Consider the following 19,495-nt stretch of genomic DNA (forward strand, 5'->3'; position numbering starts at 1 on the left):
TCGGGGCCGCGCGTGCGGCGTTGGTGGGCATTGTGAAGACCGGGCGATGGACGGCTCAATCCTCGGGGTATGTCTGTATGTAACACTGTCGGTGAATGCGCGTAACCACAGGTATCCCGCCCGTGGGTGGATACACTGGTACGCATTGCCCCGGATGCGGTTCAGCTGCCGACACGGGATGATCGCGACATGGAGACTGAAAACCCGATGCATCGACTGCTGATCGTCGACGACGACAATGACATCCGCACGCTGCTGGCCGAACAGCTCGGCCGTGCCGGCTACCAGGTGAGCACCGCGGCCGATGGCACGGCCATGCGCCAGCTGCTGGACCGCGAGCACGTGGACCTGATCGTGCTGGACCTGAACCTGCCGCGCGAGGATGGCCTGACCCTGTGCCGTGACCTGCGCGCGCGTTCGAACACGCCGGTGATCATGCTGACCGCACGCGCCGAGCCGATAGACCGCGTGCTGGGCCTGGAAATGGGCGCCGATGATTACCTGGCCAAGCCGTTCGAACCGCGCGAGCTGCTGGCGCGCATCCGCAACGTGCTGCGCCGGACCGAGGCGCTGCCGGCCAACCTGGAGCCGCTGGCGGTACGCCGCGCGCGCTTCTCGCGCTGGGTGTTCGACCTGGAGCATCGTCACCTGGTGGATCCGGACGATCGCGTGGTGGTGCTGTCCGGCGCCGAGTTCCGCCTGCTGCGGGTGTTCATTGCCCATGCCAACAAGGTGCTGTCGCGCGAGCAGCTGGTCGCGCTCAGCAGTGGCCGCAACTACGAGGCACAGGACCGCGCGATCGACCTGCAGGTCAGCCGCCTGCGCAACAAGCTGGGCGACGACGGTGGCCCGGACGGACTGATCAAGACCGTGCGCAACGAAGGCTACGTGCTGGCCTCCTCGGTCAACCTGGAATAAGCCGCGATGAAGCGCCTGCGCCATTTCCTGTCCTCGATGGTCGGGCGGTTGTTCGTGATCCTGCTGCTGGGCATGGCGGTGGCTGCGATCGGTGCGACCATGCTGGCCACCTCCAAGCGCCAGCAGGAGTTCGAGCGGCAGAACCTGAACCGCATCGCCGACCGCCTGCAGGGCTACGTCAACCTGCTGGACGGCAATCCGGAGCTGCGCGAGCGCCTGCTGGCGATCGGCGGGCCGAGCGTGCGCGCACTGCAGCCCGGAGCCCGCCTCGGGCGTGCCGACACGGCGCTGATGGAAGTGCTGGAAGACCGTCCGGGGCCGGTGTCGCGCGCGCATGTGCACTTCGCTTCGTTCCGCTCCTGCATTCCCAAGCTGCAGGACCTGTTGCCGCCGCCGCCGCCGGGCCACCGGCGGCCGCCGCGCGAACGGGACCCGGCGTTCATCCCGCCCAAATGCCGCGCAGTGGACGTAACCCTCAACGACGGCACGCTGCTGAAGCTGGCGCTGGACTCGCCGGCGGTGGCGCACAACGGCATCCTCGCCGTGGACCCGTGGTTCCTGACCCTGCTGGTGCTGGCGATTGCCGTGCTGGCCTATATCGTTGCGCGCATGGCCAGCGCGCCGCTGCAGGAGCTGGCCGCCGCCGCCGAGGACCTCGGCGACGATCTGCAGCGCGACCCGTTGCCGTTGCGCGGGCCGCGTGAAGTGCAGCGCGCCGCCGAAGCGTTCAATGCCATGCAGCACCGCCTGCAGCGGCACCTGGCCGAACGCACGCAGATGCTGGCGGCGATCACCCATGACCTGCAGACGCCGCTGACCCGGCTGCGCCTGCGCCTGGAGAATGTCAGCGACGAAGCCCTGCGCGAGCGCCTGATCGGCGACCTGGCGGCGATGCAGGCGCTGGTGCGCGAGGGCCTGGAACTGGCCCGCAGTGCGGAAAGCGCCGAGCAGCGCGCCGCACTCGACCTGGATTCGCTGCTGGAGAGCATTGTCGAGGACACCGCCGAAGGTGGCGCCGATGTGGTCTTCGAAGGCGGCAGTGGTTCGGTACTGATGCTGCGGCCACTGGCGATGCATCGCCTGTTCTCGAACCTGGTGGACAACGCGGTGATGTATGCGCAGCGGGCGCGGGTACGGGTCGAGCGCAGCGGCGGTGTGATCACCGTAGTGGTGGCCGATGACGGCCCCGGCCTGGCCGAAGATCAGCTGGAGGCGGTGTTCGATCCGTTCGTGCGGGTGGAAACCTCGCGGTCGCGCGAAACCGGCGGGGCCGGCCTGGGCCTGACCATCGCCCGCGCCCTGGCCGAGAAGGACGGCGCCCGGCTGTGGCTGCGCAACCGGGCCGAAGGTGGCCTGGAGGCGGTGGTGCAGTGGCCGGCCAGTGCCCAGGTAGTGGCGCCCGGCCGTGCCGGCTGAGCCGGTGAGCTGCGGACGGTGACGCCGGGGCCGGGGTTTGGCCTATCATCTGCGCATCTCCCCAGTCTCCCCCCGATGAGCCAGCCCGTTCCCGCCGGCATGCCATTGCGCGCTGCCCGGCTGTTCCCGCACGCTGCCGCGCCCTGCAGCCGCACCTGGCCGCCGCCGTTGCGGTGATGGGCGGGCAGGGGAACGAGGGGCGCTGGGTGGGGCGCCGCGCATCAGGATTCAGGCGGGTACTACGGCAGGGCCTGCTGTGGCTGCTGCTGGCCCTCGCGCTGCCGCTGGCCGCACAGGAGGGCGCGCCCCCGCTGCGCGACTACGCCATCGATGTATGGACCTCGCGCGACGGCCTGCCGCACAACTCGCTGCGCGACATCGCACAGACGCCGGAGGGCCATCTGTGGTTCGCCACGTGGGAAGGGCTGGTGCGCTACAACGGCCTGGACTTCACCGTGTTCGACCGCAGCACGCGCCCGGGCCTGCGCGACAACGGCATCGGCGCACTGTTCGTCGACCGCCAGGGCGGGCTGTGGATCAGCGATTCGCGCGGCAATGTCAGCCACCGCGGCAGCGACGGCCAATGGCGGGTCTGGGAGCACCAGGCCGGTACACCGCAGGTGCTGATCCAGTCCATGCAGATGGACAGCCAGGGCCGGCTGTGGCTGCTGTACGAAGGCAAGGGCATCGGCTATCTGACGCCGGATGCCGGCATCGTCTACCAGCCGCCGGCGGCGGACCTGCCGATGGCGATGAGCTTCACCAAGCTGGTGGTCGATGCACAGGACCGGGTCTGGGTCGGCACACTTGATGGGCTGGTGCTGCGCGACAACGACGGCGTGCTCAAGCGCGCGCCCGCCGCATGGGGGCTGGGCGCCGGCAGCGGCCTGTCGTGGCCGTACCGGGCACCGGATGGCGCGCTGTGGATCGTCGCCGGCGAGCGCCTGTACCGGGTGGAGGACGACCAGCTGGTGCTGGTGCACCGCCTGCCGGGCCAGCTGCACATGACCTCGATGCTGCAGGACCGGCACGGCGACCTGTGGCTGGGTACCGAGAACCAGGGCCTGCTGCGCATTTCCGCGCATGGACTGGAGCGGCTGCCGGCCGGCCTGAACCTGCCGGGCGGACGCGTGGTCAGCCTGCGCGAGGATGCCGAAGGCAGCATCTGGGTGGGGGCCAATGGTGGCCTGTACCGCCTGCGCGAAACGTTGTTCAGCAGTTACACCGAGCGCGACGGGCTCAGTGGTGACTACGTGCGCACGGTGTTCGAGGATCGCGACCGCCAGCTGTGGGTCGGCAGCGCCAGTGGCCTTGACCTGCAGGCCAGCGACGGCCGTTTCCGCGCGATACCGCTGCACAACCGCGGCGGCAAGGCGCCCTCGGTACTGAGCCTGGCGCAGGGACCGGACGGTGACCTGTGGGTGGGAACCTTCGGCGATGGCGTTTACCGGCTGGGTCACGATGGGCGCCTTCGCCACAACTATGCGGCGGCTGACGGCATGCCGGGTGGCAACATCCGTGCAATCAGCGTTGACCCGCAGGGCGTGGTCTGGGCCGGCACGCAGAAGGGCGTGGTGCGCATCGACGGCGACCGGGTGCAGGTGTCGAATGTGCCGGGCATGCCCGGCGGCCTGATCACCGCGCTCGAGCATGACCATCAGGGCAATCTGTGGATCGGCACCATCGAAGGCATCCGTGTGCTGCGCGGCGACCGCGTGCAATCGATCGACCTGGCCCCGCTGGGGGGCGGCCGCAGCGTGTTCGGCTTCCACCAGCTGGGCGATGCGATGTGGATCAGCAGCGACCGCGGCCTGTACCGCTGGCAGCACGGAACGCTGGCGCGGGTCGGGCTGGAGCAGGGCATGCCGGTGGATGCGGTGTTCCAGCTGGTGCCGGACCGCCTCGGCAATGTCTGGATCAGCAGCAACCGTGGTGTGCTGCGCACCGACATGGCCACGCTCAATGCGGTTGCCGACGGGCGCACGCCGCGGGTGGTGGTGGAGCGCTACAACGAGATCGACGGCATGGCCAATGCACAGGCCAACGGCAGCTCCAGCCCATCGGCGATCCTGCGCCAGGACGGTACGTTCTGGGTGGTCACTGCCGGTGGCCTGAGCACGGTCGACCCGCAGCGGCTGCAGCGTTTCCGCGAGCGGCCATCGCCGCCGGCGGCGATCGAGAGCGTGCAGGTGGATGGTGCGCCGGTGCACTGGGAGGGACCGGATCGCAACTCCATTCCCGGTGGCCGCCGGCTGGCGGTGAGTTATGTCGGCCTGAGCTACCTGATGTCCGACCGGATCCGCTACCGCACGCGGCTGGATGGCCTCGATGCTGGCTGGGTCGAGCGTGGCCCGCAGCGCAGCGTCGAGTTCGTCGGCTTGCCGCCGGGCGATTACACCCTGCACGTGGCGGCTGCACATCCGGGTGGCGCCTGGGGCCAGCAGGAAGCCGTATGGAGCTTCACCGTGGAGCCGTTCTGGTGGCAGCGACGCAGCGTGCAGGTGTTGGCCGGGCTGTTGCTGCTGGCCGGACTGGTAGCGTTGTACCGGCTGCTGCTGCAACAGCTGAAGGCCAGCAACCTGCGCCTGGCGCGGCGGGTGGACGAAGCGACCTTCGACCTGCAGGCCAAGACCGTGCACCTGCAGGCGCTGAACCAGGAAAAGACCGAACTGGCAGAGCGCCTGGCGCGGCAGGCCGAGGCATTTGAACGCCAGGCCCGCGAGGATGCGCTGACCGGGCTGGCCAACCGCCGCGGCTTCGACGAGACGCTGGCGCGTGACTTCGCCCGTTCGCAGCGCAGTGGTCATCCGCTGTGCCTGGTGGTGCTGGACATCGACCACTTCAAGGACGTCAACGACCGCCACAGCCACAGCATCGGCGATGCCGTGCTGGTGCAGGTGGCACGGTTGATCGCAGCGGCCTGCCGCGACTCCGACCTGCCGGCGCGCACCGGCGGCGAAGAGTTCGCGCTGCTGCTCAACGACACCCGCCTGGAGGAAGCCGCGCAGCTGTGCGCGCGTCTGCGCGGGCTGTTCCATGACCACCCGGACTGGGCGGGCGTGGACGGCCTGCGCGTGACCTTCAGTGCAGGCCTGGTGGAACTGGATGCTGACGACCGCACCCCGGCACTGCTGTACCAGCGCGCCGACCGCGCGCTGTACCGCGCCAAGAGCGATGGCCGGGATCGCACGAGCATTGGTTGATCGCATCCACGCATGGCGTGGATCTACGGGTGTTGCCGTACCAACGGTCGGCACCCAGCAGAGAAGTGACCCACCACAGAGATGATCGGCAGTTCCCAACGAGCGCAGCGACCCGCTGTTGCTTCCGCTTTTCTGATCTTTCCGTGGCGGCCAGCAGCCTGTCGAAGGCGGGGCAGGGTGGGTTCGCGGGGGTATCCGCGCCATGGATGGCGCGGCTAAGCCCCCAGGGACGGGTTCACGGCGTCCCCCGCGAACCCACCTTGCCCGGCCCAACCGATGATTCGCTTCCCGCCACGAGGGGCTCCGCCGTTGGCTGCCTTACCGCGGCCAGGCGTTGGCGATTGTGCAGAACAAGCGCGCGGTCTGTTCGGTGTCATACACCGCGCTGTGCGCTTCATTCGCATCCCAACCCAGCCCGGCGGCGGTGGCCGCACGCGCCAGCACCGTCTGCCCATAGGCGATACCGGCCAGGGTGACCGTGTCGAACACGCTGAACGGATGGAACGGGTTGCGCTTGTGGCCGGTACGCGCCACGGCCGCGTTGACGAAGCCGAGGTCGAAATGGGCGTTGTGGCCGACCAGGATCGCGCGCTGGCAGCCGTATTTCTTCATCGCCGCACGCACCGGGGTGAAGACGTGGTCCAGCGCCGCCTTTTCTTCCTTGGCCAGCCGGAACGGGTGGTCGAGGATGATGCCGGTCACTTCCAGTGACTTCGGGTCGATTTCCAGGCCTTCGGCCGGCACCACGTGGGCACTGGCGGTCTGGCCGGGGTAGAGCAGGCCGTTCTCGTCCATTTCGATCGGCACCGCAGCGATTTCCAGCAGCGCATTGCGCTGGCTGTCGAAGCCGCCGGTTTCCACATCCACCACCACCGGCAGGAAGCCGCGGAAGCGTTGTGACATCGCGCGCTGCGCCTGGGGGACTGCGGAATCGGGAGCGGCGGCAGGTGCGGGGGTGGGGTCAGTCATGCGTGAATTCTAGCAGAGCGATCCTGAGCGCCCGGCTGGCCCGTGGTGTACGGGTTCCCTGCGCAGGAGCGTGTCGACCAAGGTCGACACCCACCGGTGCATCGCGCGCTAAGGATTCCGGTAGGTGCCAACCTTGGTTGGCACACGGTGCACCGATCAGGGCCGGCATTTACCGCACCGCAGGCCCTGCCGTCCTGGCGGACGGCTGCCACCGGGCCAACCAGGCGTCTACGCTCAGCTTGCCGGCGCCGGTGAAGATCAGCGGCAGCAGCATGGCCATGAACAGCACCGGCAGCTTGAAGTTGCCGAAGCCTTGATCGCTGATCGCATAGCCCATCGCCAGGTCGGCCAGCGAGTTCCACTCCATCGGCCAATGCACCGCGTAGGTGGCCACCACGGTGAGCACCAGCAGGCTGGCGGCGGCGAAACGGGTGCCGAGCCCGAACAGCAGGCAGGCCGCCCCGACCAGTTCGAACCAGGTCGCCAGTTGCCAGTTCAGGGCGGCCGGCAACTGGTCGAACGGGAATGGAAAGGCGTCCTGCAGGTCGGCGAACCAGTTCTGGCCACGCAGCTTCTCGCGGCCGGATTCGAAGAATTCCCAGGCCAGCAGCAGGCGCAGGCCGAGCGGCGCCAACCAGGGGGCGAGACGGTCCAGCTGGCCGCGCGCGGCGGCCAGGGTCGGAAGGTTCATCAGGGGATCTCCGCGAATGGGGTGTCAGGCCGGGGCTATGAGCGGGCCGATCACGCCGGCCTGCAGGAATTGCCGCAGCAGCGCGGCACCGTGTCCGGCCAGCGCATCTTCGGCCAGGCCATGCGTGGTGGCGAGGTGTTGCAGGTAGGCATGGCCTTCCAGCCCAGGCTGTTCACCGATGCTGGACAGCAGGTACACCGCCAAGGGGCTGAGCGTAGCGAAACGCACTTCACCGTCGGCTTCGCGGCGGACCAGCAGGCCGGTGGGTTCGGGTGGTGGCTGGGTCGGTGCATCCTCTGCACCGAGACGGTGCACCGGCCATTGGTACAGCAGCGGCCATGCCAGCGGCGAGCGCTGCAGCGGCACCTGCAACGGGTCGATGTCGCGTGGCGGCGGAAGCGGCTCGGCCTGCAACTGGTACAGCGCGGTTTCCACCCACTCGTAGTGGGCCAGCTCGGCCAGCGCCGGGTGCGGCAGCTGCGGCTGTGCCTGAAGCCACTGCACGAACTCGGCGGCCAGCTCGGTGAACAGCGGTGTCTGGCAGCGATGGGTGGCGAAGTAGTGGCGCACCAGCGCGCTCCAGGCCGGTTCGCCGAGCAGGCGGACGCAGACCGGGAAACCGTTGCTCAGCAGCCCGAGCAGGTTGTTGAACAGCAGGTGCTGGTACACCGCCAACCGGCGTGGATCCAGGCCGGCCGGTGCGGGCACCGACTGCGGGTCGCGCAGATGCGCGGTGAATGCGTGCTGCTGCGCGCGCAGGGTGTCGGCGGCATCAGCCATGTGCGGCCCCGGCATGCGTGGCCTGCAGGCGCCGGATGGTCTGCAGCTCGCCCTGCAGTTCTGCATAGGGCGGAAAATTGAAATCGCGCTCGAGCAGGGTCGGGCGCGGGCCGATCCGCGCATAGGTCCGTGCCAGAAGCGCCCAGACCGGATCGATCACCGCACTGCCGTGGGTATCGATCTTCAGGTCCGGTGCTTCGTCCAGGTGCCCGGCCACGTGCAGGCAGACGATGCGCTCTGCGGGCAGTCCGGCAATGAAAGTGTCGGCGTCGTAGCCATGGTTGCAGGCATTGACGTAGACGTTGTTGACGTCCAGCAGCAGGTCGCAGTCGGCTTCGGCGAGCACCGCATTGGTGAAGGCCAGTTCGTCCATGGCCGGTTCCGGCGCCAGGTAGTAGGACACGTTCTCCACCGCGATACGGCGGCCGAGCAGGTCCTGCACGCGGGCGATGCGTGCCGCGGTGTGGCGCACCGCTTCGTCGGTGAACGGAATCGGCAGCAGGTCGTACAGGTGGCCGTCGTCGCTGCAGTAGCTCAGGTGCTCGCTGTACAGCGGCACGCGGTGCTTCTCGAGGAACTGGCCGACCTGCTCAAGCAGCTGGGTATCCAGTGGTGCGCTGCCGCCCAGCGACAGCGACAGGCCGTGGCAGCTCAGCGGATGGCGCTGCGCCAGTTCGGCCAGCGCATCACCGGCAGGTCCGCCGACGTGGATCCAGTTCTCCGGCGCGCATTCGAGGAAGTCGAAGTCGCCTGCAGGGGCGTCACGCAGGTCCTGTAGCAGCGCCCGGCGCAGGCCCAACCCGGCGGCCGCCGCACGAAGCGGCGACCGCGGGTGGACGAGGCTGGCGCGGACGTCAGTGCTTGCCACCGCACTTGCCTTCGCCGCACTTGCCTTCAGCCGACTTCTTGTCGCCTGTCTTGGCAGCGGCTGCACCCGCAGCCTTGCCCTTGTCGGCACCGCACTTGCCTTCGCCACATTTGCCTTCGGCAGCCTTGCCCTTGTCACCGCCGCACTTGCCTTCAGCGCTCTTGCCGTCGGCGCCGCACTTGCCTTCGGCGTGCTTGGTATCGGCAGCCTTTGCCGCCTGGCCAGCCACCAGATAACCCTGGGCGAGGTCGCTCATGCTCAGGGCCGAGGCACTGGCGGTCATGCCCAGGCCGGCGGCCAGGGCGGTAGCGGTCAGCAGGGACAGGGTCTTGTTGGAACTGCTCATCGGTCTTACTCCTGGGTGGTGGGCAGGTGCCCGGGGTGAATCGATGGTGCAGCGATCCTACTCAACGAATCCTCGCCAAGAACTCAAATTTTCGTGAGATTTGTTACAGAAGGGGAGACCGGTGGCCGGAACGCCCAAAACAAAAGGGCCGCTGTCACCAGGACAGCGGCCACCTTGGAGTCGACTCCGGTGTTGCGGCGCAGCGTCAGGGCTGCCCGGTGCTGGACGTCTCGTCGCGCTTTTCACGCGGCGGCAGTGGCTGCTCGCCGTGCACCAGGAACCACACGTTCTCGGCGATGTTGGTGGCGTGGTCGCCCACGCGCTCCAGGTTCTTCGCCATGAACAGCAGGTGCGTGCACGGGGTGATGTTGCGCGGGTCTTCCATCATGTAGGTCAGCAGCTCGCGGAACAGCGCGGTGTACTGCGCGTCCAGGCGGGCGTCGTCCTCGCGCAGTTCCAGCGCGGCATCGGCGTCGTTGTCGCGGTAGGCGGCGATGGCACGACGCACCTGCTGCGCGGCCAGGCGGCCCAGCGCACGCAGGCCCTGGATCTGCGGCAACGGCGGTACCTTGCCCAGCGCGATCGAGCGCTTGGCGACGTTGGCAGCGTAGTCACCGATGCGCTCGATGTCGGCCGGAATGCGCAGGCCGGCGAGGATCTCGCGCAGGTCGCGCGCCATCGGGCCACGCAGCGCCAGGCGCATCACGTCGTGGCTGATCTGCTGCTCCAGCGCATCGATCGCTTCGTCGTTGGCGATGATGCGATGGGCAGCGTTCTCGTCGCGCTTCTCGATCACGTCCATCGACGCTTCGAGCTGGGCGACGGCCATTTCGCCCATGCGCACGATTTCGGCCACCAGGCGCTGCTGCTCTTCGTCGTAGCTCTTGACGATGTGGTCGTTGGGAAGGTTCATGGTCTGCAATCCGGGTAGAGCCAGGCCATGCCTGGCTGGGACATGTGGCGAAGGAACAGCGTCGATCAGCCGAAGCGGCCGGTGATGTAGTCCTCGGTCTGCCGCTGCGACGGCTGCGAGAAGATCACTTCGGTGCGGTCGTGCTCGATCAGGTCGCCCAGGTACATGAAGGCGGTGTAGTCGGACACGCGCGCGGCCTGCTGCATGTTGTGGGTGACGATCACGATGGTGTACTCGTGCTTGAGCTCTTCCACCAGCTGCTCGATGCGGCTGGTCGAGATCGGGTCCAGCGCCGAGGTCGGCTCGTCCAGCAGCAGCACCGACGGGCGCAGGGCCACGGCACGGGCGATGCACAGGCGCTGCTGCTGGCCACCGGACAGGCCCAGTGCGCTCTGCCCCAGCTTGTCCTTCACTTCGTCCCACAGCGCGCCCTGGCGCAGCGCCTGCTCGACGCGGTCGGCCATGTCGGCCTTGCTCAGCTTCTCGTGGTGGCGGATGCCGTAGGCCACGTTCTCGAAGATGGTCATCGGGAACGGCACCGGCTTCTGGAACACCATGCCGACCTTGCTGCGCAGGCGGTTCATCGGGTATTTCGGCGACAGGATGTTCTCGCCGTCCAGCAGCACTTCACCGCGCGCTTCCAGCTTCGGGTACAGCGCGTAGATGCGGTTGAAGATGCGCAGCAGGGTCGACTTGCCGCAACCGGACGGGCCGATCAGCGCGGTCACGCGCTTTTCCGGGATTTCCAGGTTGATGCCCTTCAGGGCATGGAATTTGTCGTAGTAGAAGTCCAGTCCACGCGCAGCCAGCTTCACCGGCGACGGCGTGTGCAGGCTCTCGTGCGAGGACGGCACGGCGATGCGCTGCATCGGCACGGCGTTGGAAAGGTCGTTCATGGCGTTATCCACGGAAAGGTCAGTCATGGGAGATACGGTTGCGCAGCAGGATGCCGCGGGCGGCAAGGCTGACCAGCAACACGAAGACGGTCAGCACCAGGGCACCGGCCCAGGCCAGCACCTGCCAGGATTCATACGGGCTTCCGGCGAACTGGTTCATCACCACCGGCACCGAGGCCATCGGCTGGAAGATGTTGTTGTTCCAGTACTGGTTGCCGAAGGCGGTGAACAGCAGCGGTGCGGTCTCGCCGGAGATGCGCGCCAGGGCCAGCAGGATGCCGGTGATGATGCCGGCCGACGCGCTGCGGTACAGCACCTGCACGATCACCTTCCACTGCGGGATGCCCAGCGACAGGGCCGCTTCGCGCATCTGCGAGGGCACCAGGCGCAGCATTTCGTCGGTGGTGCGCACCACCACCGGCAGCACGATGAAGGCCAGCGACAGCGCACCAGCGAACGCCGAGAAGTTGCCGCCGGTCTGCATCACGTAAAGCGTGTAGACGAACAGGCCGAGCACGATCGACGGGGCCGACAGCAGGATGTCGTTGACGAAGCGGACCACGGTGCCGGCCTTGCGGGCGTTGCCGTACTCGGCCAGCCAGGTGCCGGCCAGCACGCCCAGCGGGGTGCCGATGCCGATCGCCAGCGCACACATCACCGCGCTGCCGAAGAAGGCGTTGGCGAGACCGCCTTCCTGCATCGGCGGCGGCGTCATCTTGGTGAACAGATCCAGATTGATGCCGGCCAGGCCCTTGGAGGCCAGGGTGAACAGGATCCAGCCCAGGAAGAACAGGCCGAACAGCGCGGTGGCACAGGACAGCGCGATGGCGATGACGTTGCCGATGCGGCGGCGAAGGTACAGGGAGTCAGCGGTGCTGGACATCAGTTGCCCTCCTTGCGGGACAAGCGCATCAGCATCAGGCGGGCGATGGCCAGCACCACGAAGGTGACGATGAAGAGGACGAAGCCGAGCAGCAGCAGGGCCGAACGGTAGGTTTCAGTGGCTTCGCCGAAATCGTTGGCGATCAGCGCGGCGATGGTGGTGCCCGGTTCCAGCAGCGACGGCGACAGGCGCACGCTGTTGCCGATCACGAAGGCCACCGCCATCGTCTCGCCCAGGGCGCGGCCAAGGCCGAGGAAGATGCCGCCGATCACCGCAGAACGGGTGTAGGGCAGGACGATGTCCCAGCTCACTTCCCACTTGGTGGAGCCGAGCGCGTAGGCCGATTCCTTCAGGCGGGTCGGTACGGTCAGGAACACTTCGCGCATCACCGAGGAGATGAACGGAATGACCATGATGGCCAGCACGAAACCGGCGGTGAGCATGCCGATGCCCAGCGGCGGGCCCTGGAACATGGGACCGATGATCGGCCATTCGCCCAGGGTCTCGTTGAGGAACGGAGTGACGTACTCGGTCATCACCGGCACCAGCACGAACAGGCCCCACATGCCGTAGATGATCGAGGGGATGCCGGCCAGCAGTTCGATGGCGGTACCGATCGGGCCACGCAGCCAGCGCGGCGCGACTTCGGTGAGGAAGAAGGCGATGCCGAAGCTGACCGGCACGGCGATGACCATCGCGATGACGGCGGTGACCAGGGTGCCGTAGATCGGGGCGAGCGCGCCGAACTTGTTTTCGACCGGATTCCAGTCGGCGGAGAAGAAGAAACTCAGGCCCTGCATCTGCAGGGCATGGCGGCCGCCCCACAGCATCGACAGCGCGGCGCAGGCCAGGGCGATCAGGACGAAGATGACGGTGCCGACCAGCACCCATCGGAACAGTTTGTCGTTGCGGGCATCACGCGCATCACGCGTGGACGGGGCGGCTACAGGCTGGGCGATGGCATTCATGGGGACGGCAGGGCCAGGAAGGGGCGGGGCGGCACGGCGTGGAAGAAGCGGTGCCCGCGCGGGGCGGGCACCGTCGTATCCATCACTTCAGGTCGGTCGCCCAGTAGGCCTCGATCTGCTTGACCAGTTCGGCCGGCAGCGGCACGTAGTGCAGCTCGTTGGCCTGGGCCTGGCCGTTCTCGAAGGCCCACTTGAAGAAGGCCAGGGTGTCCTGGTTGCGCTTGGCGTCCTTCGGCTGCTTCTGCATCAGCATGAAGTTGGTGGCGGTGATCGGCCACGCCTGCGCGCCCGGGGCGTTGGTGATGACCAGGTTGAAGTCCTTGGCGCTGGCCCAGTCGGCGCTGGCGGCCGCAGCGGCGAAGGTTTCCGCGCTCGGCTCGACCCAGTTGCCGGCCGCGTTCTGCATGGCGGTGTACGGCATGCCGTTCTGCAGGGCATAGGCCAGTTCGACGTAGCCGATCGAGCCCTTGATCTGCTTCACGTACGAAGCGACGCCTTCATTGCCCTTGCCACCGACGCCGTCCGGCCACTGCACCGAGGTGCCTTCGCCGACCTTGGTCTTCCACTCCGGGCTGACCTTGGACAGGTAGTTGGAGAAGTTGAAGGTGGTGCCCGAACCGTCCGAACGGTGGACCAGGGTGATCTTGCCGTCCGGCAGCTTCACGCCCGGGTTGGCGGCGACGATGGCCGGGTCATTCCAGGTCTTGACCTTGCCCAGGAAGATGTCGGCCAGCAGGGCGCCGCTCAGGCGCAGCTTGCCGCCTTCCAGGCCTTCGATGTTGACCACCGGCACCACGCCGCCGATGGCGGACGGGAACTGGGCCAGGCCGGCCTGTGCCAGCTCTTCGCTGCTCAGCGGCTTGTCGGAGGAGCCGAAGTCGACGGTACCGGCCTTGATCTGGGCAATGCCGCCGCCGGAGCCGATCGACTGGTAGTTGATCTTGGCGCCGGTGCTGGCGTTGTAGTCGGCCGACCACTTGGAGACCAGCGGGAAGATGAAGGACGCGCCCGCGCCGGACACTTCGGCGGTCACCTTGGCACCGGCAGCGGCCGGGGCGGCGGCACCGTCGGCAGCCGGCTGCTGCGCGGCCTGCTTGTCGCCACCGCAGGCCGACAGGCCCAGGGCGATGGCCAGGGAAAGGGCGGCAAGGCCGGCCGAGTGCAGTTTCATGGTCACTCCATAGCGGGGTAGAGCCGACGTCGTCGGCGGATGCGGCTATGAAATGATGTTTTTGTTACAGCCGTATTACGACCATGACAGAGGTGTACTGGATCACGTTCTGACAAGGGTTTCACGGAGTTGGCTCCCATCGCGCAGAGCCCGGGATGCCCCGGATCTGCGCACCGGTATGACGGCAGGTTGGCCCTTGTAGAGTCGAGCCATGCTCGACTGCTCCCTGCCCGCGGCAGGTGCGGACGGTTGGTCCGCACGCGCCGGCACCCCAGCCGAGCATGGGCTCGGCTCTACAGACGCTCTTGCCTTTGCTCCCGCTCCTGCCTTCCATGACCCCACCGCGCCCCCGATGAACTGTCCAGCGTCGGCGCAGGGCCCAGCCCGGGACCGTTCGCGCCATGGATGGCGCGATCGAGCCCCCATGGACGGGTTTACGGCGTGTCCCGGGCTGGGCCCTGCGCCGACTCCGGGCAGTAGATTGGAAGCGCAGCGCTCTCCACGACCAACCCACAAAAACAAGAAGAGCGCGAGATCTCGAGGACCTCGCGCCCGGGTGGGATCGGCGGGGGAGAGAGGACCCGCCGATCCCGTTCCTGCGGGGGAACGCGCTTGCTTACTTCAGGTTCTGCGACCAGTAGGTCTCGATCTGGCGGACCAGGCTGTCCGGCAGCGGCACGTAGTCCAGCTGGCGGGCCTGGGCGTCGCCGCTCTTGTAGACCCAGCGGAAGAACTCCTGGGTGGCCTTGCCGTTGGCAGCATTCTTCGGCTTCTTGTGCACCAGGATGAAGTTGGTGGCGGTGATCGGCCAGGACTCGGCGCCCGGGGCGTTGGTCATCACCAGGTAGAAGTCCTTGGCGCTGGCCCAGTCAGCGCTGGCAGCAGCGGCGGCGAACGACGCATCGCTCGGCTGCACGAACCTGCCGGCGGCGTTCTTCATCGCGGTGTACGACAGCTTGTTCTGCAGCGCGTAGGACAGTTCGACGTAGCCGATGCCGCCCTTGATCTGCTTCACGTAGGCAGCAACGCCTTCGTTGCCCTTGCCACCGATGCCGGCCGGCCACTGGACCGAGGTGCCTTCACCGACCGAGCTCTTCCACTCCGGGCTGACCTTGGACAGGTAGTTGACGAAGTTGAAGGTGGTGCCCGAACCATCCGAACGGTGCACGACGGTGATCTTGGCGCTCGGCAGGGTCACGCCCGGGTTCAGCGCGGCGATGGCCGGGTCGTTCCAGGTCTTGATCTTGCCCAGGAAGATGTTGGCCAGCACGGTGCCGTCCAGCTTCAGCGCGCCCGGGGCGATGCCGGCCACGTTGACCACCGGCACCACGCCGCCGATCACCGACGGGAACTGGGCCAGGCCCGAAGCAGCCAGTTCTTCCGGCTTCAGCGGGGCGTCGGAGGAGCCGAAGTCAACGGTCTTGGCCTTGATCTGCGCAATGCCGCCGCCGGAACCGATCGACTGGTAGTTGACCTTGTTGCTGGTGGCAGCGTTGTAGTCGGCCGACCACTTCGACATCACCGGGTAGATGAACGAGGCGCCCGCGCCGGTGATTTCAGCGGCGTTGGCGGCGAACACGGACGACGCTGCGAAGACGGCAACGGCAACGCGCGACTTGAAGGCGTGGATCACGGGGTGGCTCCTGGGTTGATTGGGATGCGGGGTTACCCGCCCGGCGCACATTCCATAACGGTTCGATGACAGCGCAGGGACCGTTGTATGACGCCTCCGTTACAACGCTGGCGGGCGGCCACGCCGCCGTGCGCGTGAAGGTTTTGCGCCAAGGGTGCGCGTGCCCCGGTACGACCGCCGGCCGACCGGTACGTTGCATGCCGGTGCCGTTCTATATGTCGGTGATGGATGTCGGTGATGGGGCAGGTGGGCGCAGCGGCCGCGCATTCCGCAGCGATGCCGCGTCATCCGCACGAAACCAGCGAGGCGGGCGAAGGCGGTGTGGCGACCTGCTGGCGTATCGGCGCGGATACAGCACGCCATAGGCCGCAAGGGATCGACAAGCATGTGGCCGCAAATGAGTCGTACGCATGACCACAAGAAGAAATCTGTGGTTGGTGCTCAATCTGTCATTCGGCTGTCATGGTTTTAACGGAACGTTCGCAAAACGCTTGACCGGCCTGCCGGCGTGGCGTTCTGCCCAAGCCATTCCAACCCTCTGGAGAAATCCAAAATGCGTTCCCATTTGCTCGCCGCCGCGGTCGTTGCAAGCCTCGGTCTGGTTTCCGCCGACGCCTTCGCAGCCCCCGCCAGCTCGGGCGTATCCCAGGCACAGCTGCAGCAGCTTCAGGCACAGATCGCTGCGCTGCAGGCCCAGGTCCAGCAGTTGCAGAACGATTCGCAGGCGCTGCAGGCGCAGTCCGATGCGCAGTCCGAAGTGAACATCACCCAGGCGCAGGCCCTGGAAGGTGCACAGAAGACCCAGACCAGCGTCGACAAGCTGGCCAAGCTGGTCAATGACAACAAGATCGGCGGTCGCATGTTCTTCGACCTGACCAACATCGACAAGACCAGCAACGGCAAGGACACCGCCGCCAGCGGCACCGGTCTGGACGTCAAGCGCTTCTACCTGACCGTCGACCACAAGTTCAACGACATCTGGTCGGCCAACCTGACCACCGACTTCCAGTACAGCTCGGCCATCGGCAACACCGAACTGTTCGTCAAGAAGGCCTACGTGCAGGGCAGCTTCGACCCGGCCTTCAACCTGCGCGTCGGTGCCGCCGACATGCCGTGGATCCCGTACGTCGAGAAGTTCTACGGCATGCGCTATGTCGAGAACACCCTGACCGACCGCCTGAAGTACGGCAACTCGTCCGACTGGGGCCTGCATGGCTTCGGCAACCTGGGCAACAACTTCAACTACGCCGTGTCGGTGGTGTCCGGCGCCGGCTACAAGAACCCGACCCGCAGCAAGGGCATGGACGTGGAAGGCCGCGTGGCCTACACCCCGAACGAGAACTTCGTGGTCGCCGTCGGCGGCTACAGCGGCAAGCTGGGCAAGGAAACCGACATCCAGAGCGCCGAGAATACCTACACCCGCGCCAACGCGATGGTGGCCTACGCCGACAGCAACTTCCGCGTCGGTGGTGAGTACTTCCAGGCCAAGAACCTCAACAACGTGCTGACCGTTGCCACCGACAAGACCAGTGGCTGGTCGGTGTGGGGCAGCGTGCGCGTGACCGACGGCGGCATCAACGTGTTCGGTCGTTACGATGACACCGACGTCAGCAAGACCCTGGACCCGACCCTGAGCGACAAGTACTGGAACGTCGGCGTCGAGTTCCCGGTCATGAAGAACCTCAAGCTGTCGACCGTGTACAAGTACACGCACCTGGCCAACGCTGGCGACAAGAAGAACGACAAGACCAAGGAGTTCGGCGTCTGGGGCGATCTGTCGTTCTGATCTCCTGAAGCACCCTTGTCCATACACGCGGACGGCGGGCCTTGTGCCCGCCGTCTTCGTTTCGTCACAACACGATCCGCATCACGCCTCGGCCGGGGTCTTTTCCTTGAACCGGCACAGGTCGGCGATCACGCAGCCCGGGCAATTCGGCTTGCGCGCCTTGCACACGTAGCGGCCATGCAGGATCAGCCAGTGGTGCGCGTCGAGCAGGAATTCGGCGGGAATCACCTTCACCAGCGTGTCCTCCACTTCGCGCACGTTCTTGCCCGGGGCCAGGCCGGTACGGTTGGAGACGCGGAAGATATGCGTATCCACCGCCATCACCGGCTCGCCGAAGGCAGTATTGAGCACCACGTTGGCAGTCTTGCGGCCCACACCGGGCAGGGCCTCCAGCGCTTCGCGGTCGCGCGGCACTTCGCCGCCGTACTTCTGCAGCAGGATCGCGCAGGTGGCGATCACGTTCTTCGCCTTGGCGTTGAACAGCCCGATGGTGGCGATGTACTGCTTCAGGCCATCCTCGCCGAGCGCGAGGATCTTCGCCGGCGTGTTGGCGACCGGGAACAGGCGGCGCGTGGCCTTGTTGACGCCGACGTCGGTGGCCTGGGCGGACAGCGCCACGGCCACCAGCAGCTCGAACGGCGAGTTGTACTCCAGCTCGGTCTTCGGGTGCGGATTGAGTTCGCGCAGGCGGGTGAACATTTCCACCACGTCGGCGCGCGGCATGCGGCCGCCGCGTCGCGCCGGTGCGCGGAGGGTCTTCCTGGCGGTGGTCATTACTGCTCCTTGCCGGTGGCCCGGGCCTTGGCCCGGGCGAGAATCGCGGCAGCCGCGGCGGGCAGAGCGGGTTTCACGTCCGGCGCCGGGGCCGGGGTGCGGCGCGCATCGCGCTCGGCCTCGCGGCGGGCCAGGCGCACCGCACGGGCGCGGTAGCGTTCGCGTGCAGCCCAGGCGGCATGCAGCTTCTGCTGCGCCTGCTGCAGGCGTTGCGGAAGGTCCGGGTGGCCAGGCAGCAGCTGTTCGTCGCCGGCACGGGCGACGTAGTCCATCAGCCCCGCCTGCAGGGCGCCATCGAGATCGTCTGCCTGGACCCGGGCGAACAGCTGCGCGGGGTTGGGTCGGGATGCCATGGCGTCAGCGGTTCTGGAAGGCCGGCGGGCGGCGCTGCAGGAAGGCGCTGGTGCCTTCGCGCATGTCCTCGGTGGCGAACAGCAGGCCGAACTGCGCACTTTCGTATTCCAGCCCGGCCTCCAGGCTGCATTCGCCGCCCACGTGCACCGCATCGAGCAGGCCACGCAGGGCCAGCGGCGCCGAGCGTGCCAGCTGGCGGGCGATGTCCTGCACCCGGTTGTCCAGCGCGTCGGCCGGCACGACTTCGTTGACGATGCCCAGTTCCAGCGCACGCGCGGCGTTGATCGGCGCCCCCAGCAGGCACAGCTCCAGAGTGGCGGCGCGGCCACACAGGCGTAGCAGGCGCTGGCTGCCGCCGAAGCCGGGAATCAGGCCGAGGTTGATTTCCGGTTGGCCGACCTTGGCGGTATCGGCGGCGATGCGCAGATGGCAGGCCATCGCCAGCTCCAGGCCGCCGCCCAGCGCGAATCCGTTCACGCGCGCGATGACCGGCTTGGGCATGCGTTCGATCTGGCGCATCAGGGCCTGGCCCAGCAGCGAGAAATCACGTCCCTGAACGGCGCTGAGTGTGTTCATTTCCGCGATGTCGGCACCGGCCACGAAGGCCTTGGGGCCCGCCCCGGTCAACACCACCACGCGCACTTCCGGATCGGCGGCGGCGTCCCTGAAGGCATCGGCCAGCGCCTGCAGGGTCGCGGCGTTGAGGGCATTGAGCTTGTCCGGGCGCTGGACGGTCACGGTGCGGATGGCGCCGTCGTCGGCGACAGCGATCAGGGCATCGGCCACGGGGAAACTCCTGGAACGTTAAAAAAAAGTGATATTGAACTCTGCAAACGCAGACGGGTCATAGCCTGCATCGTGAGTAGCGGTTACACGTTGCGCCCGTTATCCTAACCCGTCGCCTCAGGGCGGCGCAGAACGTCCCT

Annotated in this window: 18 protein-coding genes; 4 read left to right on the forward strand and 14 right to left on the reverse strand. The window is 67.2% G+C overall.

Going from position 1 to position 19,495, the window contains the following annotated elements:
• The first annotated feature begins 189 nt into the window (after positions 1-189).
• From CCR98_RS06910 to CCR98_RS06920, 3 genes are all read left to right on the forward strand, one after another.
• Positions 190-918 (forward strand): response regulator, encoded by a 729-nt coding sequence (locus CCR98_RS06910; protein WP_057498358.1) that lies wholly within the window; start codon positions 190-192, stop codon positions 916-918.
• 6 nt (positions 919-924) lie between these two features.
• Positions 925-2,334 carry an ATP-binding protein gene (locus tag CCR98_RS06915; protein WP_087922021.1) on the forward strand — a complete coding sequence of 470 codons (1,410 nt, stop codon included), beginning with the start codon at positions 925-927 and terminating at the stop codon, positions 2,332-2,334.
• Positions 2,335-2,510: 176 nt separating this feature from the next.
• A complete protein-coding gene (locus CCR98_RS06920; protein WP_087922022.1) occupies positions 2,511-5,537 on the forward strand; it encodes a ligand-binding sensor domain-containing diguanylate cyclase in 3,027 nt (1,008 codons plus the stop codon).
• 318 nt (positions 5,538-5,855) lie between these two features.
• On the opposite strand, the gene rnt is transcribed toward CCR98_RS06920, so the two are convergent.
• From rnt to pstS (CCR98_RS06975), 11 genes are all read right to left on the reverse strand, one after another.
• Positions 5,856-6,440, reverse strand: a complete 585-nt coding sequence (gene rnt, locus CCR98_RS06925; RefSeq protein WP_032951815.1) for a ribonuclease T — start codon at positions 6,438-6,440, stop codon at positions 5,856-5,858.
• Positions 6,441-6,675: 235 nt separating this feature from the next.
• Positions 6,676-7,197, reverse strand: coding sequence for a DoxX family protein (locus tag CCR98_RS06930; protein WP_087922023.1), 522 nt, complete (start codon positions 7,195-7,197; stop codon positions 6,676-6,678).
• Positions 7,198-7,221: 24 nt separating this feature from the next.
• Positions 7,222-7,977 (reverse strand): putative DNA-binding domain-containing protein, encoded by a 756-nt coding sequence (locus CCR98_RS06935; RefSeq protein WP_087924156.1) that lies wholly within the window; start codon positions 7,975-7,977, stop codon positions 7,222-7,224.
• Positions 7,970-8,845: a DUF692 domain-containing protein gene (locus CCR98_RS06940; protein ID WP_087922024.1), complete on the reverse strand. Its 876-nt coding sequence runs from the start codon at positions 8,843-8,845 to the stop codon at positions 7,970-7,972. Before CCR98_RS06940 ends, CCR98_RS06935 begins: the two co-directional genes overlap by 8 nt.
• Positions 8,832-9,191, reverse strand: coding sequence for a hypothetical protein (locus CCR98_RS06945; protein ID WP_087922025.1), 360 nt, complete (start codon positions 9,189-9,191; stop codon positions 8,832-8,834). The genes CCR98_RS06940 and CCR98_RS06945 overlap by 14 nt, the downstream gene beginning before the upstream one ends.
• 205 nt (positions 9,192-9,396) lie before the next feature.
• Complete coding sequence (gene phoU / locus CCR98_RS06950) at positions 9,397-10,104, reverse strand: phosphate signaling complex protein PhoU (RefSeq protein WP_005408787.1); 708 nt, start codon at positions 10,102-10,104, stop codon at positions 9,397-9,399.
• Positions 10,105-10,169: 65 nt separating this feature from the next.
• A complete protein-coding gene (gene pstB, locus CCR98_RS06955) occupies positions 10,170-11,000 on the reverse strand; it encodes a phosphate ABC transporter ATP-binding protein PstB (protein WP_005408788.1) in 831 nt (276 codons plus the stop codon).
• Between the two features lie 19 nt (positions 11,001-11,019).
• Positions 11,020-11,883 carry a phosphate ABC transporter permease PstA gene (gene pstA / locus CCR98_RS06960; RefSeq protein ID WP_014036548.1) on the reverse strand — a complete coding sequence of 288 codons (864 nt, stop codon included), beginning with the start codon at positions 11,881-11,883 and terminating at the stop codon, positions 11,020-11,022.
• Entirely contained in the window at positions 11,883-12,851 is a 969-nt protein-coding gene (gene pstC, locus CCR98_RS06965) for a phosphate ABC transporter permease subunit PstC (protein ID WP_087922026.1), read from the reverse strand. Before pstC ends, pstA begins: the two co-directional genes overlap by 1 nt.
• A gap of 82 nt (positions 12,852-12,933) precedes the next feature.
• Positions 12,934-14,022: a phosphate ABC transporter substrate-binding protein PstS gene (gene pstS / locus CCR98_RS06970; protein WP_087922027.1), complete on the reverse strand. Its 1,089-nt coding sequence runs from the start codon at positions 14,020-14,022 to the stop codon at positions 12,934-12,936.
• 616 nt (positions 14,023-14,638) lie between these two features.
• Positions 14,639-15,655, reverse strand: coding sequence for a phosphate ABC transporter substrate-binding protein PstS (pstS, locus tag CCR98_RS06975; RefSeq protein WP_014646540.1), 1,017 nt, complete (start codon positions 15,653-15,655; stop codon positions 14,639-14,641).
• A 553-nt stretch (positions 15,656-16,208) separates the two neighbouring features.
• Here pstS (CCR98_RS06975) and CCR98_RS06980 point away from each other — a divergent pair.
• Positions 16,209-17,441, forward strand: coding sequence for a porin (locus tag CCR98_RS06980; RefSeq protein ID WP_014036551.1), 1,233 nt, complete (start codon positions 16,209-16,211; stop codon positions 17,439-17,441).
• An 81-nt stretch (positions 17,442-17,522) separates the two neighbouring features.
• Here the strand turns inward: CCR98_RS06980 and nth are convergent, their stop codons facing one another.
• Genes nth through CCR98_RS06995 form a run of 3 tightly spaced genes read right to left on the reverse strand, consistent with a single transcriptional unit; the run spans position 17,523 to position 19,355 of the window.
• Positions 17,523-18,215 carry an endonuclease III gene (nth, locus tag CCR98_RS06985; RefSeq protein WP_087922028.1) on the reverse strand — a complete coding sequence of 231 codons (693 nt, stop codon included), beginning with the start codon at positions 18,213-18,215 and terminating at the stop codon, positions 17,523-17,525.
• The gene (locus CCR98_RS06990) at positions 18,215-18,568 is read right to left on the reverse strand and encodes a hypothetical protein (RefSeq protein WP_087922029.1); all 354 of its coding nucleotides are present in this window, start codon (positions 18,566-18,568) and stop codon (positions 18,215-18,217) included. The genes nth and CCR98_RS06990 overlap by 1 nt, the downstream gene beginning before the upstream one ends.
• A gap of 4 nt (positions 18,569-18,572) precedes the next feature.
• Positions 18,573-19,355: an enoyl-CoA hydratase-related protein gene (locus tag CCR98_RS06995; protein WP_014036554.1), complete on the reverse strand. Its 783-nt coding sequence runs from the start codon at positions 19,353-19,355 to the stop codon at positions 18,573-18,575.
• Positions 19,356-19,495 lie beyond the last annotated feature (140 nt).

The sequence above is a fragment of the Stenotrophomonas sp. WZN-1 genome (assembly GCF_002192255.1).
Classification (GTDB): Bacteria; Pseudomonadota; Gammaproteobacteria; order Xanthomonadales; family Xanthomonadaceae; genus Stenotrophomonas.

What these genes read in the sequence shown, in the direction of transcription:
- CCR98_RS06910 (WP_057498358.1), top strand. Translation starts at nt 190, where the DNA reads ATGGAGACTGAAAACCCGATGCATCGACTGCTGATCGTCGACGACGAC.
- CCR98_RS06915 (WP_087922021.1), top strand. Translation starts at nt 925, where the DNA reads ATGAAGCGCCTGCGCCATTTCCTGTCCTCGATGGTCGGGCGGTTGTTC.
- CCR98_RS06920 (WP_087922022.1), top strand. Translation starts at nt 2,511, where the DNA reads ATGGGCGGGCAGGGGAACGAGGGGCGCTGGGTGGGGCGCCGCGCATCA.
- rnt (WP_032951815.1), bottom strand. Translation starts at nt 6,440, where the DNA reads ATGTCACAACGCTTCCGCGGCTTCCTGCCGGTGGTGGTGGATGTGGAA.
- CCR98_RS06930 (WP_087922023.1), bottom strand. Translation starts at nt 7,197, where the DNA reads ATGAACCTTCCGACCCTGGCCGCCGCGCGCGGCCAGCTGGACCGTCTC.
- CCR98_RS06935 (WP_087924156.1), bottom strand. Translation starts at nt 7,977, where the DNA reads ATGGCTGATGCCGCCGACACCCTGCGCGCGCAGCAGCACGCATTCACC.
- CCR98_RS06945 (WP_087922025.1), bottom strand. Translation starts at nt 9,191, where the DNA reads ATGAGCAGTTCCAACAAGACCCTGTCCCTGCTGACCGCTACCGCCCTG.
- phoU (WP_005408787.1), bottom strand. Translation starts at nt 10,104, where the DNA reads ATGAACCTTCCCAACGACCACATCGTCAAGAGCTACGACGAAGAGCAG.
- pstB (WP_005408788.1), bottom strand. Translation starts at nt 11,000, where the DNA reads ATGAACGACCTTTCCAACGCCGTGCCGATGCAGCGCATCGCCGTGCCG.
- pstA (WP_014036548.1), bottom strand. Translation starts at nt 11,883, where the DNA reads ATGTCCAGCACCGCTGACTCCCTGTACCTTCGCCGCCGCATCGGCAAC.
- pstC (WP_087922026.1), bottom strand. Translation starts at nt 12,851, where the DNA reads ATGAATGCCATCGCCCAGCCTGTAGCCGCCCCGTCCACGCGTGATGCG.
- pstS (WP_087922027.1), bottom strand. Translation starts at nt 14,022, where the DNA reads ATGAAACTGCACTCGGCCGGCCTTGCCGCCCTTTCCCTGGCCATCGCC.
- CCR98_RS06980 (WP_014036551.1), top strand. Translation starts at nt 16,209, where the DNA reads ATGCGTTCCCATTTGCTCGCCGCCGCGGTCGTTGCAAGCCTCGGTCTG.
- nth (WP_087922028.1), bottom strand. Translation starts at nt 18,215, where the DNA reads ATGACCACCGCCAGGAAGACCCTCCGCGCACCGGCGCGACGCGGCGGC.
- CCR98_RS06990 (WP_087922029.1), bottom strand. Translation starts at nt 18,568, where the DNA reads ATGGCATCCCGACCCAACCCCGCGCAGCTGTTCGCCCGGGTCCAGGCA.